The following is an 18082-nucleotide window of genomic DNA, read 5'->3' on the forward strand; positions in this document are numbered from 1 at the left end:
TTGATAGGGGCTGATATTTACAGTTGTATTTAATTTTAACTGTAGCATCCTTTTACTTTACGACGCAGTTAACAGCTCGTAATTATACCTAATGATTAAACTTAGCATTTTCCTTGTTGAAGACGATGCGCTTATTGCTGCTTCATTAATTCATATAATTGCTTCACTGGGCCATACTGTATGCGGCCATGCCCAAACATATGATGAAGCCATTGAGCAACTACCTGCTGCAGATGCCGATCTTGTTATTTTAGACATCATGCTTAAAGGAGAGAAAACAGGTATTGACGTAGCAAACTTTATCAATGCCAACCTGCATCTGCCCTTTATTATCCAGTCGTCTATTTCATCTTTCGATGTTATGCTGGAGGCACGTAAAACCGGCCCTTGCGCTATTCTCAAAAAACCGGTTTCCAAAGCGCTGCTGCAAACATCGTTGGCAATTATTGCGGTTTAAACAAGCTAAGATTATAAAAAAGGCTATAATATAATCCCCCTACTATGCATATCCCTACATCAAAACACAAATGCCCCCATTGCGGAAAAGGCAAATTAACTTCACGCACAAAGCGTCCGCTTTTGATAAAGTCTCTCCTGTTTTGGCTCCCCATAAAGCGGTACGTGTGCAATTTGTGCTATAAAAAAGCTTATGTTTTTGGTGCGAACACCTGAAAAAGCATTTATAGATTTAATTTATGTTGCTCATCAAAACAGCCGGCTTGTATCAAGTCGGCTCCTTTGCGTTTACAATAAAATTGGATGAGCTTACAATCACCTTGTAGCCTGAGGGATACTTATTCGATTATATTTGTAAATGCAGACATAGTATCTGTTTTCACCTAACGCTACCTATTAAAATATGGCCTAATTTATGTTTAGCATTATCGCCTATGGCAGACAGATATTTAAACCGTATTAACAAATAATGCAGCTTAACGACTGCAAATCAGTAAGCCCCCCAATGGAACCCTCTAAACCTGTATCTTTTACCGGCTATCAAAAATTTGTAATAGCAATACTGGCGTTAACGCAATTTACAGTGATACTCGATTTTATGATCATGTCGCCACTTGGTGATATGATGATGCGATCGTTAAGCTTGCAGCCCAAGGATTTTGGAGTGGCGGTGTCAGCATATGCTTTCAGCGCCGGCCTGTCGGGTTTACTCACCGCCGGGTTTGCCGACAAGTTTGACCGTAAAAAGCTATTTATCTTTTTTTACACCGGTTTCATCATCGGTACCATCTTTTGCGGGCTGGCCCATAATTACGTAGCGTTAGTAACTGCACGTATTATAACGGGCTTGTTTGGTGGCGTTATCGGGTCAATATCAATGGCCATTATCACGGATTTGTTTGCATTGCAGCAGCGTGGGCGGGTTATAGGGTTTGTGCAAATGGGCCTTGGTGGCAGCCAGGTACTTGGTGTACCTATTGGCCTTTATCTTGCCAATCACTGGGGCTGGGAAGCTCCGTTTTGGCTAACTGCCGGGCTTGCAGTGGTGGTGGCCCTACTTATTTTAATAAAACTGCAGCCTGTAACACAGCATTTGTCGTTACAAAAAAAGCAACCTGCCCTTGCTCATCTATGGAGCACAATTGCCAAGAAGAACTATCGTGTTGGCTTTACCGCTACCGCTTTACTGTCGATAGGTGGTTTCATGATGATGCCTTTTGGCAGCGCCTTTGGTATAAACAACCTTAAACTTACCAACGAGCAGTTGCCTATGCTTTTCATGGTTTCGGGCGTGGCATCACTAACTATAATGCCGCTTGTTGGTAAACTAAGCGACCGCTTTGATAAGTTTAAACTGTTTGCCATAGCCTGTATTTGGATGATAGCTGTATGTATTACTTACACGCACCGCTCGGTGACACCACTTTGGATAGCCATGATATTTAATGTTTGCATGACGCTTGGCATCATGAGCCGCATGATACCGTCGTCAGCACTTATCAGCGCTATCCCGGAAATGGCAGATCGTGGAGCTTTTATGAGTGTTAATGCATCCATGCAGCAAATTGCCGGGGGTATAGCTGCAGCCGTAGCCGGGATGATTGTTGTACAAAACGGAGAAGGCCAGCCTTTGCAGAATTATGATATAATTGGATACTTGGTATCAATAATTACACTCATAAGTATTGGCTTACTTTGGCGTGTAAATAACCTCACCAAAAAGAAGATGGAAAGCCCTCGGGCTCCTGTAATACCTGAAGAAGCGTTAGCGGCGCACTAGTATGAAATATCAACAGAAAAGCACCACTAAATGGTGGTGCTTTTCTGTTATGTTATGTTATGTTATGGTTGCTTATTTAACCAAAGTTCCGATATGTTCGCCTTCGGCGATTTTCATAAAGTTGCCCTCTTTGTTCATATCAAATACAATGATAGGCAATTTGTTTTCCTGGCAAAGGGTAATGGCTGTCATATCCATTACATTTAAGCCCTTGTCATAAACCTCCTGGAAAGTAATCTCGTCGTAACGGGTAGCTGTTGGGTCCTTCTCCGGGTCAGCTGTGTATATACCATCAACGCGGGTACCTTTAAGTACAACGTCCGCTTTTATTTCAATAGCGCGTAAAGAAGCTGCTGTATCTGTAGTAAAATAAGGGTTACCGGTACCGGCACCAAATATTACTATTTTACCGCATTCTAAATGATGCATGGCACGGCGACGGATGTAAGGCTCACATATCTGCTCCATCTTAATGGCCGACTGCAGGCGGGTATCTACACCTATACTTTCTAAAGCATTTTGCAATGCCATACAGTTTATAACGGTTGCAAGCATGCCCATATAATCAGCTTGCGCGCGCTCCATACCCGACTTTTCGGCACTTAAACCGCGAAATATGTTACCACCACCAACAACGATAGCGATTTCCATTCCCTGATCTTTGACCTTTTTGATGTCGTGAGCGTATTGCAGAACCTGGTTATTATCAATACCATACTGCCTCTGCCCCATTAGCGATTCGCCGCTTAGCTTCAGTAAAATTCTTTTATATTTCATTTAAAAGGTGGTTTATCAAAAATAGACATTAATTGCTATTGTTAAAACTTTATGTTGTCTTGACTATGGGCCTCACCTGCTAACACAGTAGCCACAGTGTTGTAATCATTATCAAACACAATTAAATCGGCATCATAACCTGCCTCAATTTTGCCCTTACTCGTTTTACCTGCCAATTGTGCAGGGTACAGCGAAGCCATATTTACAGCCTCGGCCAACTCAATGCCCACTTGGTCAACACAGTTTTGTACAGCTTTTAGCATCGTAAGGCTCGAGCCGGACAACGTGCCATCAGGCATAACATACTTATTGCCCTCGAGCCTGTGCTGGTAAGCGCCTTCGGTAGCTGCTGTAACCGCATCGGTAATTAAAAACAGCTTATTGCCCAACTCGCGTTTGGCAAGGCGTATCATCGGCCAATCCACGTGGTTACCATCGGCAACTATGCTGGTGTATGGTTTCTCTTCAAAAATAGCAGGAATATAGCCTGGTTCGCGATGATGCATTTGCGGCATGGCATTAAACAAATGCGTAACTGCGGGAATAGGCTTGTTTAAAAATGCTTTGCCTTGCTCATAGGTGGCGTTGCTATGGCCGGATGATATGATGATACCTTGCTCGTGCAGATAATCAATCACTTCCTGATCCTGCAACTCTGGGGCTATAGTTATCATAGTAACAACACCATCGGCTTGTTCTATCCAACCTTTTACCTCTGCAAGTGTTGCCTTCTTGATATATTCTTCAGGATGGGCTCCTTTTCTTGCGGGGTTTAAGTAAGGCCCTTCCAGGTGTACACCCCAAAAGTTGCCACGCGCATTTGCCCTGTATTCTTTGGCGGCGGCAATGCCGGCCTCAACAATTTCATCGGTATTTGTGCCGATGGTTGCGAAAAAACCGGTGGTGCCCTGGTTAAGCAAATCATCCTCCATGCGCTTAAGCGCTGCAACTTCGGGCTTACCGGCAAATAGCTTACCACCGCTGCCGTAGATCTGCAGATCTATGAAACCGGGAGCCACATAGGCGCCGTTTAGATTTTGCTTCTCTGCCTCGGCAGGTATATCATTATCAGCAACAACAGCAGTTATCTGGCTGCCTTCAACTAAAATGGCTTGCCCTTCGGCAATTGTGCCGTTCGATATAAGTTTTAGGTTGTGGAATGCTATCATAATTCTTATTTCCTGTTTGTCATTCTGAACGCAGTGAAGAATCTATCGCAGTGCATGTAGTCCCACATTTCATATTAACAGATCCTTCGCTACGCTCAGGATGACAAGTTAAAAAAGAAAGGGCAAAAAAAATCCCCCTCGTTAATACGAGGGGGATAATATAATTAAGCTCCTAAAGCTACTCGTTTAAATGCGGTAACGGTTAGGCCCTTTTCAACCGTATCTAAGAACTGTGATACACTCTTAGATGAGTCTTTAACAAACTCCTGGTTTAATAAAGTAGAATCTTTGTAGAATTTGTTCAGTTTACCTGCAGCAATTTTCTCAACCATTTCTTCTGGTTTACCTTCTGCACGGATCTGATCTTTAGCGATAGCCAACTCACGCTCGATAGTAGTTGCATCAACACCATCTTTATCAATAGCAACCGGGTTCATGGCAGCAATTTGCATTGCAACATCTTTACCGGCAGCATCAGCACCTTCGGCAGCTTTGTTAAGGCCTACCAATACACCTAAACGGAAGTTACCGTGGATGTAAGCAACAACTTTCTCGCCTTCAATCACTTCGTATTTAGATACGCCGATTTTTTCGCCGATTTTACCTGTTTTTTCGATGATTGCATCAGCCAATTTAACACGGCCGTTTTCAACGTCGATATCAAGGGCTAAAAGCTCTTCGATAGTTGCAGGTTTTTCATTTACAGCAAGGTTTGCAATTTCGTTACCAAAAGCAACGAACTCAGCATTTTTAGCCACGAAGTCGGTTTCGCAGTTAAGCTCGATAACAACACCGCGTTTAAAATCTTCAGAAGTACGTGCAATAACTACACCTTCGTTTGATTCGCGATCCTGACGGCTTGCCGCAACTTTAGCGCCTTTTTTTCTTAAGTAATCAACTGCAGCTTCAAAATCGCCATTGGTTTCAGTTAAAGCTTTTTTGCAATCCATCATACCCGCACCTGTTTGCTGGCGCAGTTTGTTTACGTCTGATGCAGAAATTTGTACTGTAGACATTGTTTTTATGTTAAATGTTATAACGTTGAAAGGTTACAAAGTTGAAACATTTAAACATTTCAACTTTGCAACCTTCAAACATCGAGGATGTTATTATTCTTCTGTTGACTCAGCAGTTGGAGTGCCCGCTTCAGCTTCTTCAGCTACGCGTTTTGCACCACGTGCACCTGAAGTTGACTCCGGAGCATCAGCTTTAGCTTTAGCAGCTGCAGCTTCTTTCTCTGTTTCGTCTTCTTTCTCACGTTTACGCTCATCTAAACCTTCTTCGATAGCTTTGATGATGATACCTGTAATCAAGGAAATTGATTTTGTAGCGTCATCGTTAGCCGGGATAGGGAAATCGATGTTAGATGGGTCAGAGTTTGTATCAACCATCGCAAAAGTTGGGATGTTTAATTTCAAAGCTTCTGAAACCGCAATGTGCTCTTTCTTAACGTCGATAAGGAACAATGCAGCAGGTAAGCGGTTAAGGTCAGCAATACCACCAAGTAAAGTTTCCAATTTAATACGCTCACGCTGTATCATCAAACGCTCCTTTTTAGAAAGGATAGCGTATGTACCGTCTTTAGTCAATTTATCGATGTTTGACATCTTTTTGATTGACTTGCGTACAGTAGCAAAGTTGGTTAACATACCACCTAACCAACGCTCGGTTATGTACGGCATGTTTACGCTTTTTGCGTGCTCGGCAACAATATCCTTAGCTTGTTTTTTGGTAGCTACGAATAATACTTTGCGGCCTGATTTTACAATTTGTTTTATAGCTGCAGCAGCTTCTTCAACCTTTGATAAGGTTTTATTTAAATCGATAATGTGGATACCGTTGCGCTCCATGAAAATGTACTGAGACATTTTTGGATCCCATTTGCGGGTAAGGTGACCAAAGTGTACACCTGCATCCAGTAAATCCTGATATGTTGTTCTTGCCATTGTTGTTGTCCTCCTAAAAAATTAACGTTTACTGAATTGGAATCTTCTGCGTGCTTTTCTGCGACCTGGTTTCTTACGCTCAACCATACGGTCATCACGTGTCATTAAACCTTTAGCGCGTAGAGCCGGTTTCTTTTCCGGATCCAGTTCAACAATAGCTTTAGCAATTGCTAAACGAACGGCTTCTGCCTGTCCTTTTACGCCACCACCTGCTACGTTTACTTTAACATCAAATTTACCTGCATTGCCAGATACTTCTGTGCTTTGCATAACGATGTATTGTAAAGGTAAGGTAGGGAAGTACTCTTTGTAATCTTTACCGTTAACGGTAATAGCACCATTGCCTTCGCTTAAGTAAATGCGGGCAACAGCGGTTTTTCTTCTGCCTGAAGTGTTAGTTGTTGGCATTGTGTTTTTTCTCCTTTAAAATTAAAAGTTAAATGGTTTTTGGATTTTGAGCAGCATGCGGATGCTCTGCACCAGCGTAAACATGCAGGTTGCCATAAATAGCACGGCCCAAACGGTTTTTAGGTAACATACCACGAACCGCTTTTTCAATTACGCGCTCCGGATGTTTTGCCATTAACTCCTTAGGAGAAATGAAACGCTGACCACCTGGGTAACCAGTGTAAGAAACATAAGTTTTGTCGCTAAACTTGTTTCCGGTCAGTCTTACCTTGTCTGCATTGATAACAATAACGTTATCTCCGCAGTCTACGTTCGGGGTGAACCCTGGCTTATGTTTACCTCTGATCATCATCGCGATCTTAGTACACAAGCGCCCCAAAATCTCATTGTTAGCATCAACAACAACCCATTCTTTGTTAACGGTTTTCTTGTTGGCCGAGACAGTTTTGTAACTTAACGTATTCACTTGCTTTAAATTAAATAATTAAACGTTTTTATAAACCCCGCTTTTACGGGACTGCAAAGATACGCTTAATTATCTAATTTACAAATGATTTTAAGATTAGTTGAACGCTTAGTTTGTTGTGGGATAGACAACTATGGCTTGCAGGCTCATGAGGAAAGAGCCTTCTTATAAAAAGCGCAACGCATTACCTTGGAACGATGCGGTACACTACCCAGTCGCGGGTTTCAAATACCTTTCGAAAATCAATCTGGCTGTTGGTTTTTTTCATCAGCGGCAGGTATTTGTTGTTTAGCTGGGTATAACCGGTGACGGCGTTACGTGATGTAGCTACCAATATATAGTCAACATACTTATCCGGCGACTCGAGTGCACTCAAAAAAGCATCCTCATAAGGCATAATAAGCGGCTTTATATCGTGCACAAAGGCAACAATAGGGTATGAAGTAGCATCATCTACCAATACTTTACTGTCGCCTGGCAGGCTGCTCAGGTATTGTGCAACGTTGATATTGTCCTCCTCAGTTTCATCCTCTGTTCTCCTGAATAGTACATTAACAAAATTCTGCTCCTCGGTAATAGATGACGAATACAGGTAATAACCTCCAAAGTATATTTGTATTACCACACAAATAACCAATGCTATTTTAAGTGAACCTGGCTTACGCACCGTGTGCGATTTAAGTATAACGCATAAATACGCCAATATCACAAACATCAGGTAATATTGGTAAGGCACAAATACCTTATCATACTTAATATGCAAAAATTCGATAAGCGCAAATGGTGTAAGTATGGTAAGCATTTGATAAGTGCTTTCCCTATATAAAAACACCGCAATAATAATCATTGGGCAAAAAAGCAGCACCCTGGCCGATATCAATAGCGATACTTCGGGTATTTTGTAATTAGTGTTTGTGCTTAATGCATCAAAACTCAGTTTATCTACCAATACATTCCAGGTGGCGTATGGGCTCTCATTAAAATAATTTAAATCGCTGGCATGAGTTAGGTTAAGTAACTTATAACATAACACTGCAACCAAAGGCAATGCAAACAGAATGATGTATAACGAAAAAGTTTTGTTTACAAGCTTACGCCTTAAGGATGGGCTGTTAAAGCTCATAAACAACCGGAATACCGACTCCTGTTCGCCAAGGTTTAAGCTGTGTATGGTAATGGCCAATACCAATGGCAGGAAAAACAGCGTGAGCCAAACAAACCTGTAATCGCAGAATATCAGGATAACCAAACACAAACTCGCAATGGATATATGGAAAGTGGTATTAGACCTGTAAAACTTAAACAAGTTAAGGAAGAACAGAAAGAAGAAAATGAGGATGAGATAGATTCCCTTACCTGAACAGGCCGTGTAAATTATACCGGGATGGAAAAGGAAGAGTGCCAGCAATATCCACATGTAAAAATCATCAACCAGGCGTTTTACAACCGTACTGGCAATAATATAAAATAACACGGCTGTGCCCAAAGCCGATGCAAGTACCGGCGCCAGCGTAACGCTGATGAGGTTAAAAGCAAAGGTTGCATAAAAAGGTATTATGGGCGATGTAAGGCCCATTACCTTGAGGCGGTTGCCCACACCCTCGAAAACTATCTTAGTTTTTTCGATATAAAACAACGACTCCTGGTTGTAATTGCCCAGGCCATTTAGATAAATGCCGCATACCAGGTAGTAAACCGCCAGTATGATGGTTATAAACAGCAGATATAACGACTTGGAGATCCTCATTTACTTAACAATGTTTGTTGGATTGTTAACCTTGCTTAAACCGTGGTTGGTTTTTTCCCAATAAAACGGTTTCACAATCAACTGGTATAAACCTTTGTATGCAGATATAGAGTGCATTAACCAATAAATAGGGTTGGCTATGGCAAATAATATCAACTCATAATAGCGCCTTTTAAATACAGCCATCATGTTTACATAAATCATCAGGATGTTACCCACCATCAGGTTAAATATCGACATAAACAAAACCCAATCCGGGAAAAGCGAGCGGATGGTTGACAGATCAAATACCACGTAGCAGATAAATATGGCCAGCAGCAGCGGATAAACCAGGAAGGTGACAGGCGTAGCGCCAATAAAAAAGCTAAAGCCTAAAAAGCCTTTCCAGCCAATGCGTTTCCACAAGGCAACCGGGTTACGCATGTGCACCAGGTAGCTTTGCATGTATCCTTTTATCCAGCGTGAGCGTTGGCGAATCCAGTTAAATGGTTCATTATTGGCCTCCTCATAGGTTGTGGAGTTGATAATGGCAATTTTATGGTTTTTAGCATATGCACGTACACCCAAATCGGCATCTTCTGTTACGTTAAATGGATCCCATGCGCCAAGGTCAACCAATTCGGCAAGTTTAAAATGGTTACTGGTACCTCCAAGCGGAATAGGGATATCCAGCGTATCCAGTCCGGGTAGCATGTAATCAAACCAGTACGAATACTCCAGGGTAAACATACGGGTCAAAAAATTCTCATTCCTATTAAAGTAGTTAAGTGCGCTTTGTACACAAACATACTCCTCGGGCAGTTTGCCAAAAAGCGTTACAACCTTTTTAAGTTGATCGGTGTCCGGGATATCTTCCGCATCATAAATAGTTAAATATTTACCGCGCGAAAAGTGCAGCCCGTAGTTACATGCCTTAGGTTTGGTTTTGGGCATGTGGAACGGTACCACAATAACATCAAATACAGCCGGGAAATCAAGGTTACGTACCGCATTAAGCGTTTTATCGTCATCCTCCTCTATCAATAGCTTTATATCCAGCTGATGCTTAGGGTAATCAATTGCCTGCAGGTTCCAGATGAGTTTTTTTATCAGCTTATCTTCCTTATAAACCGGTAATAATATGGTATATATGGGTAGTTCGTTATCATCAACAAGCTTTAACTCCTCGCGGGTTACAGCCTGGTGCAACTCGAACCTCGACCCCACCAAAGCAAGAAATAACTTAAAAATAATGGCCACCAAAAAAAACGAACTGATAAGCACGTTTATAGTGATGGATGTATTTTTAAAGCTAACTACCAGGCCTATGGTTACAATGGCCAGCAATACAAATATAAACACCAATTGCGGCGTAGTAAAGGTGACAATGGCAGAGCTATCCGGGTCGCGCTTAAGCAACTCGAAAACTGCCGATTTTATTTCCTTCTCACCAAGTAATTTGTGGCTCAGCCAGATAATATCAAGGTCGGATGCAATAATGATTTCGGGTTCCAGATCATACGTAAACCTGATGAAGTCTACAAAAAGCTCATCATCCGGGTTAGCCATTATGGTAATTACCTTACCATCCTGTATACGCAGGGGCATTGCTACACGGTCATGCGCAAAGTGAATGTCAATCTTGCTTAAAACTTCGGGGTCAAATTCCTCCTCGCGGATAGGCGCATAATTGTAGCCCACGTTTATTAACGAGCGCTCGTAATTTTTGCGCGATATATATCCAAAGCTTAACGCAATTTTGATGAACGATATGCCGGTTTTGGCCGACTGTTGTTCTATCTCGTCACGATCACCTTTAGTTATAAACCCGTCTTCGACAAGAATTTCAGGAATCGACTTACGCATGAATTAAATTTAGCATCCAACAAAATGGGTTAGTTATACCCATTAATCGTTAAACAATTCCTGTGATTTTTGAACTTTTGAACGAATGTATAGGAACGATAGCAGTATCAGTACCAATATACCCAGCAATATGTACAAGTTGTAGCTATCCCAGAAACGAGTAAGCGCGCTTTTGGTATCAACATACTCCAGGTTCTCGCTCGATTTGTTGATATTGAATAAGTACTTATTATTATTCACATCAGATATACAAACGTTGCTTGACAAGGTCGACAACTGCTCGGTTATCGATTTAGATGCCGATAAAAATGCCTCTGCAATGTGCTTGCCTGTGGCTGTTAATACCAACGTAGCGTTATTGCTGCGGCCGTAAAATATCTGCGCCAAACCGTTTGATGTAGTGTCGGAAAGCGAATAAACCACCGTGTTGTTATCCGTGTTATACAACCTGAAATTTCTGTTGAATTTAATAGGTGCATCCGGGAACTCATCAAGCAGCTTATCATCTTTTGATAACAATGCAATAACGTTATTCTTTTTAAGCTCAGCATTGCTTATCGCGTCCGAGTACATAAACTCTGGGAAGTTATTGGCGTTGATGTTGTTATTCAACTCATAAATGATCTCGCCCATTGCACCGGCAGCATACTTAGCGTAGTTTTTAGAGACCACGATGCGTGTAGTACCGCTATTGAAAGCCTCGGGATACTGGTAAAAGCTCAGATCGCTGGTGATGAACGGATTTTTCGACTCCAGGTATGATTTATCTACATCAATTTCGGCAAAGAAATTGGTAAAGCTGTTTTGGCAGTTACCGCTGTTAGGATAAAACCTGAACTCGGCTTCCAGCGTATTGTATTTATGATGCTGATACCTGTTGATGGTAACAGATGTATTTAACTTTCCTGATGCATCAAGCTTTTCGCTGCTTAGCAACAAACCGTTAAGGTATATGTTAAAGAAACCGCGGTCGCCGGGATTAAGGCTGCTGTAGTTACCTACAAAACGTATTTCAACCTCTTTAGGGGTAAAGCTGAAATCGGAGTTTTTAAAATTGTACGAGCTTTTTAACGATCCAATACCCGACAAGAAATCGCTAACGCCGCCAATTTGCTTTAATGACAGTTTTGAACGGTTTTCATCAATGGTTTTAAAGAAGGTATTTTGCGCTTTATTTACAAAAAGGTAATCACCAAATGTTGAGTTAAGCACGTTCATGTTACCCATGGTGGTAATGGTTTTCTCGTAACCAACGTCGTCTGCACCGGTAAGGAATAGCACCTCACTTGGCATAACTTCCTGCGCTACCGATTTTACCGGGGTTAACACACCTTTAGCCTCAACCATACGTGTAAGCGTATCAGTAACGGTTTTAACAGATTTGCTTAGGTAAAGCAAACCCTGGTTGGCTTGCGCCGAAACTTTAACCATAGCACGTTTATCTGCCGGCAGGGCGCCAACCTTACCAACCATAATATAGTTGATGATACTATCCGGCAGATTGGAAAGCTCGTAAACACCTATGTTACGTGATGATGTTTTCTTGAGGCGTGCATAAGCCCAGGCAACTGCCTTTAAATCGAGCAGTGAAGGGTTGGAAGGGTAAACAATAGCAGTTTTCGAATCGAAACAGTTTCCAATGTGTACGTTGTTAAAAAAGTTTTTGGTGCTTTTGGTTAATGATACGTACGAGTAGTTTTTAACCTTTATCCACATGGCCGGGTTATCCAGGTCGCGGCATTTATCATCGCTTATGGTTAAGGCTGTTTTTATTTGCAGTTTCAGGAAATGATCTGCACTAACGTCTGCCCTTGAAATAGCTATCCCAATTCGCTGTATCGAATCCTTTGTTAAGCGGCCACTGTAAACAGGCTTGGTGCCTATAAAGATATTTATAAAAGACTTTTCCCTGATAAGGGCTTGTGATGGCTCGATGTAAAGCACCAATTTACTGCCGTTAACTTCATACTCCGGCGTAATTTTGTGATATAACGATGTTGCACCGCTCATACCAAATATCGGCATGTCGTCTGTTATGCCCATCGCCTTTAAGGAAATGAGCTTTTGCGTTTGCGCCATAGCGGCCGCGCCGGCAAAATATATAACTGCAAGTAAGGTTAAAAATCTCTTCATCAGATATGTTAATAGTTAGTTTATTACGTAAAATTCTACCCTGAAATAGTTACCGTTGTCGTCGCTACGGTATATCAACTCGCCACCAAGTTCTTTGGTCATCAGTTTGGCAATTGAAAGGCCAAGGCCAAGGCGGCTTTCCACACTGCCCGATGCATCGTTTAAAGTTTTAAGCTTGTTAAACATCATATCAAGCTCCTCCTGCCCTATTGCAACACCTTCATCAATAATTTCAAATACAAATTTTTGGCGTTGCAGGCCGGTAACTACCTTTATGTTGTTATTGGTTTGCGAAAATTTAATAGCGTTTGAAAGCAGGTTTTGAAACACCTGCCCGGCAAATACCTTATCCAATTTCACATTAAGCGGTAATTTCAGGATATTATCAACCAGGTGAATGTTTTTCATTTGTGCAGTTTCCTGCAAGCCTTTAAAAACGTGGATAACTTCCGCATTAATATCGAAGATCTCCATATTGAACTTCATCTCCGGCGACTCGATCTCCTTAACATCCATCAGCTTGTTAAGCAGGTACTGCATTTTTTCAGATGCTTCGGTAATAAAGTCCGAGTATTCCTTTTGGTCGGCGCTAAGGCGGTAATCTTCCTCCTTAAGCATGTTATTACTCATGATGATCTGGCCAACTATGTTTTTAAGGTCGTGGCCGGCAATATTTATAAAGCTGTTCTTTTGATCATCAAGCTTGCGCAGCTGCTCGTATTGCCTGTCGATAATGTTGTTTTTTTCGTTGATATCCTTGTTCTGCTCCTTTAGCTGGTCGTTTGATTTCTCGATCAATATTTGCGAACGCACTTCGCGGGCAATCACTTTAAAGCGCGAACTTGGTATTAAGCACGAAATAAACGCAATGATGAAGAAGATGCTGCCACCATTGTTAATGACTAAATCGAGCGGATACTCGTTAAAGATGTTATAAAAAATGGCCAGCAGCAAAATAGCAACCAGTGTTTGTATAACAGAGTTTATTGGTTCCCAAAATACCTGGAGATTAAAAAACAGTATAATGGCCGCATAAATGAGGTAGTAAATCTCAAGCTGTTGCACGCTTACGATATTGCAAAGTATGGCCGATGTTAACGATAACAGGAAAAAACTGGCGTGCAATAGAAAGCGGTAGTTATACTTGCGGGTTTGAAACAGGCTGTAAAGCCCTAGTATAACCAGTACGGTTATAATGCGGACTATTAAAAACTGCAGCCAGATATTGTTTCCATATATAAAATCAACAATACTGAATATGGGGTAAAGAAATATTAGCGTCCAAATAATGTTATTGGTTTGATACCAGGCCTTTTTGGATATTTCCTTTAGATATTCTTCTTTTGAAATTTGAACAAACATTCTGGTTCTTAAATTATTAAATAGTATCGTTATTTAATTAATAGCCACATTTAAATTAAGTGAAAAAAACGCCTTGCTTAAAGCTGCTGTTCACAACAGTGATACCATTTATAGTGATAATATTGGTAGGTATGCCAGCTGTACTTGCAAAAAGCAATCCAAGCGCTCCAAATTTAAGAGAAATTGCCTTTAAAAGAGCAAAAAGCCTTGATAACGGCATTAGCGTTTCTTGGCTCGAACAAACCTGGAATACGAATGTTTTGGCCCAAAACCCACTTAAAACCTCAAGTTTTGAACTTTTAAGAAAATTAGGAATCAAAACAATTCGCCTCCCGGTAGCCTTCGCCCACCTTGAGGAGAAAGGCATCCCGCCCGAGAAAGTATTTACACACATTGATGAAGTTTTGAAACAATGCAAGGCTTACAATTTTAATCTTATAATAGATTACCATTACGGCAAACTCGACGATAAGAACTATCTCACAGAAACACCTAAGATAATTTCCTTATGGTTAAAGCTTACAAAGCGATTTATACGGGAAAGCGGCGATAAAGTTTTCTTTGAGCTTTATAACGAACCGCCGCCCATGGATCCTAAAGTTTGGAAGGACGCAGGATATAACATTGTTACCGCTATACGCAAGGTTGATAAGAACCGGACGCTGATAGTAGGCGCATCAAATTTTAACAGCATTTACGAGCTAAGCCGTATGGAGCGGCTGGCCGACGAGAACATCATTTACACTTATCATTTTTACGAGCCGTTTTTATTTACCCACCAGGGTGCCGATTGGGTAGGCAACCAGGTAGCAACAACAGGTATACCGTTTCCATATAATGCAGCAGCCTATCCCCCGCTCAACGTTAAAGCTAAGGGCACCTGGGGCGAAACCAATTATTATCAGTATCAAAAAGACGGAAACGAGCAGGCCATTCGTGATAAATTACAAATTGTTAAAAACTGGGCAGCCAAATATTATGTTCCTGTTATATGCGGCGAGTATGGGGTGTACAATAAATACGCCGATGCCGACAGCCGGTGCCGATACATTACAGCAGTTAGGCGTAACCTAAAAGCCATGCAAATGCCGGGCATATTGTGGGATTACAATACCAACTTTTCTATTTTTGATGGCACGCCGTCGGTAGAAAACCTGAGCGATTGCATGAAACAAGCCATTGATTATACGGCTAAAAAATAATAATCCACTTAAATGATTAACTTTGCTCAATAATAAGGCACTATGGAATTTTTTGAAGAGAAACGTAGAGAGGTAATGGGACATATTCAACAATTCATGCTTGAAAAAATGCATGAATATTTGAAGCCGATAGACACTATCTGGCAGCCGGCCGACTTTTTGCCCGATGCTTCAAGAAGCACCTTTTTTAGCGAAGTTAAAGAGCTACAGGAAAGCGCCAAAGGCCTATCATATGATTTGGTTGCTGTGCTGATTGGTGATACGATAACCGAAGAGGCATTGCCTACTTATGAGTCATGGTTAACCATGGTACAAGGTGTATCGCAGGATGAAGAAGGGGGCTGGATGAAATGGACGCGCCACTGGACGGCTGAAGAAAACCGCCACGGAGACCTGTTGAACAAGTATCTTTACCTTACCGGGCGTGTAGATATGCGCATGATGGAGATATCTACCCAGTACCTTATCGCCGATGGTTTTGACATAGGAACCGGTCGCGACCCTTACCGAAACTTCATTTATACATCGTTCCAGGAATTGGCTACAAACGTATCGCACCGCAGGGTAGCATCACAGGCTAAAAAGGCCGGCGATACGCTTTTATCTAAAATGTGTGGTGTTATTGCTGGTGATGAGGCCCGCCATGCAAAAGCATATAAATATTTTATTGAGAAAATATTTGAGGTTGATCCAAATGAAGCCATGCTTGCATTTGAGGACATGATGCGTAAAAAAATTGTTATGCCGGCACACTTCCTGCGCGAGGTGGGGCTAAAAATCGGCCAAACTTTTGGTCACTTTACCGATGCTGCGGAGCGTTTGGGCATCTACACAGCTATTGATTACGTTGATATACTTAAAGAACTAATTGAAGACTGGCATATAGCCAGCGTTACAGATTTGAAAGAGGACGGCGAAAAAGCTCGCGATTATATCATGAATCTGCCTGCACGTTTACTACGTGTTGCCGAGCGCATGAAAAACCCAATGCTCGAATACAAATTCAGCTGGATCCACGGGTAGTCAGCTATCCATCAAAAAACATAAAACCGGCTCATAGCCGGTTTTTTTGTGTCTAATATAATGCAACTAACTAGTCTCTGATCAACTAAACGCTACACCTATCCTTCCTCTACAAGATCAGTACCTAAACCGCCTGACAGATCATTAAACAGTCCGTTCAGGATCGACTCGAGCGTTACTGAATTCACATCGTCTACATAATGCTCGTTGCGGGTAATCCATAATTCGTCATCCTGCACAACTATTGTGAACAATGCCCCATCGTAAAACTCAGGCTGCCATATTTCAATTGCTTCCGGTTTATTTTCAATATCAAAAGTAATATCACTTTGCCGTTGCTGTTTAAACTGGCTGTTCAAATTCTCTTTGATATGGTTAAATACAGCGTTTTTATTTACCGGTTTATGCAGGGTTATAATTTTCATAACAAGCTGGTTTTATATATTTACAATTAGCTGTAGGTATTGTTCGTTAATCGGCTTAATTCAACGGGGCAAAACAGGGCACTGCTATACCGCGTTATCTTTAAAAACAACTGCTATGAAATATAAATTATTAGGCCGGTCGGGCCTTAAAGTATCCGAACTTTGCTTAGGCACCATGGGCTTTGGCACAGAGGCTGGATGGGGGGCAGATGCCGATACCAGTTTTAAAATAATGGATGCCTATGCCGAGGCAGGCGGAAACTTTCTCGATACCGCCAACATTTATAAATCGGGTACCAGCGAAAAAATAATTGGTGACTATATAAGCAATCATGACCGCGACTACTTTGTGGTAGCCAGCAAATATACGTTAAAGGATAACACCACTAACCCCAATGCCAGCGGCAACAACCGCAAAAACATGATGCGTAGCGTTGAGGAAAGCCTGAAACGTTTGAAGACAGATTTTCTGGATGTACTATACTTGCATATTTGGGACGACCTTACACCCATTGACGAAGTGTTAAGGGGTATGGACGATTTGATTAGCCAGGGTAAGATAACCTATGCCGCAATTAGTGATACACCGGCATGGGTGGTGGCAAAAGGTAACATACTTGCCGAATTGATGGGCTGGAGCCAGTTTATAGCTTTACAAGTTGAATACAGTTTGCTGGCCCGTACTGCCGAGCGCGAGCTAATACCGATGGCTAAACATTTCGGCATGACTGTTACCCCATGGGCACCCCTCGCAGGAGGAGCGTTAACAGGTAAATACCTAAAAGGCGACAAAGGCCGTATAAAACCCGAAAGTAACCGCCTTAATGAGCGAGCCGAAAAGATTACACGTGTGGTAATGGAGATAGCACAGGAACTTGGCGTGAGTGAAAGCCACGTGGCCCTGCAATGGACAATGATCAAGGGCTTTAGTTGCATACCAATTGTTGGCGCAACCAAGGTAGACCAATTGAAAGATAACCTGAAAACTGCTGACGTAACACTAACCGGAGATCACATTCAAAAACTTGATGAAGCCAGTAAAATAGAATTAGGTTTCCCCGGCGATTTCTTTAATGAAGAAGCCGTGAAAACAAACTCGTTCGGCGGCTTTTATGATAAGGTAAAAAAAAGGTAAATCTGAACTTTCCAAATATCCAGGGCGCGATTGATCGCGCCTTCTTATTTGCTAAAATTTCTTCAGATATACTAAACGCAAAAAACCCTTCAACTTTTGATTGAAGGGGTTTTGATTAGTAAAGGATGGCACCGACCTACTCTCCCACATTTTACTGCAGTACCATCGGCTCTGGCGGGCTTAACTTCTCTGTTCGGAATGGGAAGAG

The 18082-nt window shown here is 41.8% G+C and carries 16 protein-coding genes and 1 rRNA gene; 5 read left to right on the forward strand and 12 right to left on the reverse strand.

Annotated elements, in window-relative coordinates; all coding sequences use genetic code 11:
- Positions 1–91 precede the first annotated feature (91 nt).
- Both FPZ43_RS18845 and FPZ43_RS18850 read left to right on the forward strand, forming a co-directional pair.
- Complete coding sequence (locus FPZ43_RS18845; RefSeq protein WP_146383486.1) at positions 92–457, forward strand: response regulator; 366 nt, start codon at positions 92–94, stop codon at positions 455–457.
- Positions 458–961: 504 nt separating this feature from the next.
- Positions 962–2236: an MFS transporter gene (locus tag FPZ43_RS18850; RefSeq protein WP_146383487.1), complete on the forward strand. Its 1275-nt coding sequence runs from the start codon at positions 962–964 to the stop codon at positions 2234–2236.
- A 72-nt stretch (positions 2237–2308) separates the two neighbouring features.
- Here the strand turns inward: FPZ43_RS18850 and pyrH are convergent, their stop codons facing one another.
- The 10 genes from pyrH to FPZ43_RS18900 all read right to left on the reverse strand — a co-directional run bounded on the left by pyrH (position 2309) and on the right by FPZ43_RS18900 (position 14089).
- Positions 2309–3013: a UMP kinase gene (pyrH, locus tag FPZ43_RS18855; RefSeq protein WP_146383488.1), complete on the reverse strand. Its 705-nt coding sequence runs from the start codon at positions 3011–3013 to the stop codon at positions 2309–2311.
- 41 nt (positions 3014–3054) lie between these two features.
- Positions 3055–4182 carry an N-acetylglucosamine-6-phosphate deacetylase gene (gene nagA / locus FPZ43_RS18860; protein ID WP_146383489.1) on the reverse strand — a complete coding sequence of 376 codons (1128 nt, stop codon included), beginning with the start codon at positions 4180–4182 and terminating at the stop codon, positions 3055–3057.
- A 164-nt stretch (positions 4183–4346) separates the two neighbouring features.
- Positions 4347–5198 carry a translation elongation factor Ts gene (gene tsf / locus FPZ43_RS18865; protein ID WP_146383490.1) on the reverse strand — a complete coding sequence of 284 codons (852 nt, stop codon included), beginning with the start codon at positions 5196–5198 and terminating at the stop codon, positions 4347–4349.
- Positions 5199–5291: 93 nt separating this feature from the next.
- Positions 5292–6128 carry a 30S ribosomal protein S2 gene (gene rpsB, locus FPZ43_RS18870; protein ID WP_146383491.1) on the reverse strand — a complete coding sequence of 279 codons (837 nt, stop codon included), beginning with the start codon at positions 6126–6128 and terminating at the stop codon, positions 5292–5294.
- Between the two features lie 21 nt (positions 6129–6149).
- Entirely contained in the window at positions 6150–6536 is a 387-nt protein-coding gene (gene rpsI, locus FPZ43_RS18875; RefSeq protein WP_146383492.1) for a 30S ribosomal protein S9, read from the reverse strand.
- Positions 6537–6564: 28 nt separating this feature from the next.
- Complete coding sequence (rplM, locus tag FPZ43_RS18880) at positions 6565–7002, reverse strand: 50S ribosomal protein L13 (protein ID WP_146383493.1); 438 nt, start codon at positions 7000–7002, stop codon at positions 6565–6567.
- Positions 7003–7186: 184 nt separating this feature from the next.
- Positions 7187–8749, reverse strand: a complete 1563-nt coding sequence (locus FPZ43_RS18885; protein WP_146383494.1) for a hypothetical protein — start codon at positions 8747–8749, stop codon at positions 7187–7189.
- A complete protein-coding gene (locus tag FPZ43_RS18890; RefSeq protein ID WP_146383495.1) occupies positions 8750–10594 on the reverse strand; it encodes a glycosyltransferase in 1845 nt (614 codons plus the stop codon).
- Positions 10595–10636: 42 nt separating this feature from the next.
- The gene (locus FPZ43_RS18895) at positions 10637–12727 is read right to left on the reverse strand and encodes a cellulose biosynthesis cyclic di-GMP-binding regulatory protein BcsB (RefSeq protein WP_146383496.1); all 2091 of its coding nucleotides are present in this window, start codon (positions 12725–12727) and stop codon (positions 10637–10639) included.
- Positions 12728–12742: 15 nt separating this feature from the next.
- Complete coding sequence (locus FPZ43_RS18900) at positions 12743–14089, reverse strand: sensor histidine kinase (RefSeq protein ID WP_146383497.1); 1347 nt, start codon at positions 14087–14089, stop codon at positions 12743–12745.
- Positions 14090–14148: 59 nt separating this feature from the next.
- Here FPZ43_RS18900 and FPZ43_RS18905 point away from each other — a divergent pair, with 59 nt between their 5' ends.
- On the forward strand, positions 14149–15291 hold the full coding sequence (locus FPZ43_RS18905) for a glycoside hydrolase family 5 protein (protein ID WP_146383498.1): 1143 nt from the start codon (positions 14149–14151) through the stop codon (positions 15289–15291).
- 42 nt (positions 15292–15333) lie between these two features.
- Positions 15334–16314: an acyl-ACP desaturase gene (locus FPZ43_RS18910; protein ID WP_146383499.1), complete on the forward strand. Its 981-nt coding sequence runs from the start codon at positions 15334–15336 to the stop codon at positions 16312–16314.
- Positions 16315–16412: 98 nt separating this feature from the next.
- Here FPZ43_RS18910 and FPZ43_RS18915 read toward each other — a convergent pair whose 3' ends face one another.
- The gene (locus tag FPZ43_RS18915) at positions 16413–16739 is read right to left on the reverse strand and encodes a hypothetical protein (protein ID WP_146383500.1); all 327 of its coding nucleotides are present in this window, start codon (positions 16737–16739) and stop codon (positions 16413–16415) included.
- Between the two features lie 115 nt (positions 16740–16854).
- Here FPZ43_RS18915 and FPZ43_RS18920 point away from each other — a divergent pair, with 115 nt between their 5' ends.
- Positions 16855–17874, forward strand: coding sequence for an aldo/keto reductase (locus tag FPZ43_RS18920; RefSeq protein ID WP_146383501.1), 1020 nt, complete (start codon positions 16855–16857; stop codon positions 17872–17874).
- 123 nt (positions 17875–17997) lie between these two features.
- Here FPZ43_RS18920 and rrf read toward each other — a convergent pair.
- Positions 17998–18082 (reverse strand): 5S ribosomal RNA (gene rrf, locus FPZ43_RS18925); the annotation flags it as partial.

The sequence above is a fragment of the Mucilaginibacter pallidiroseus genome, from assembly GCF_007846085.1.
Lineage (GTDB): Bacteria > Bacteroidota > Bacteroidia > Sphingobacteriales > Sphingobacteriaceae > Mucilaginibacter > Mucilaginibacter pallidiroseus.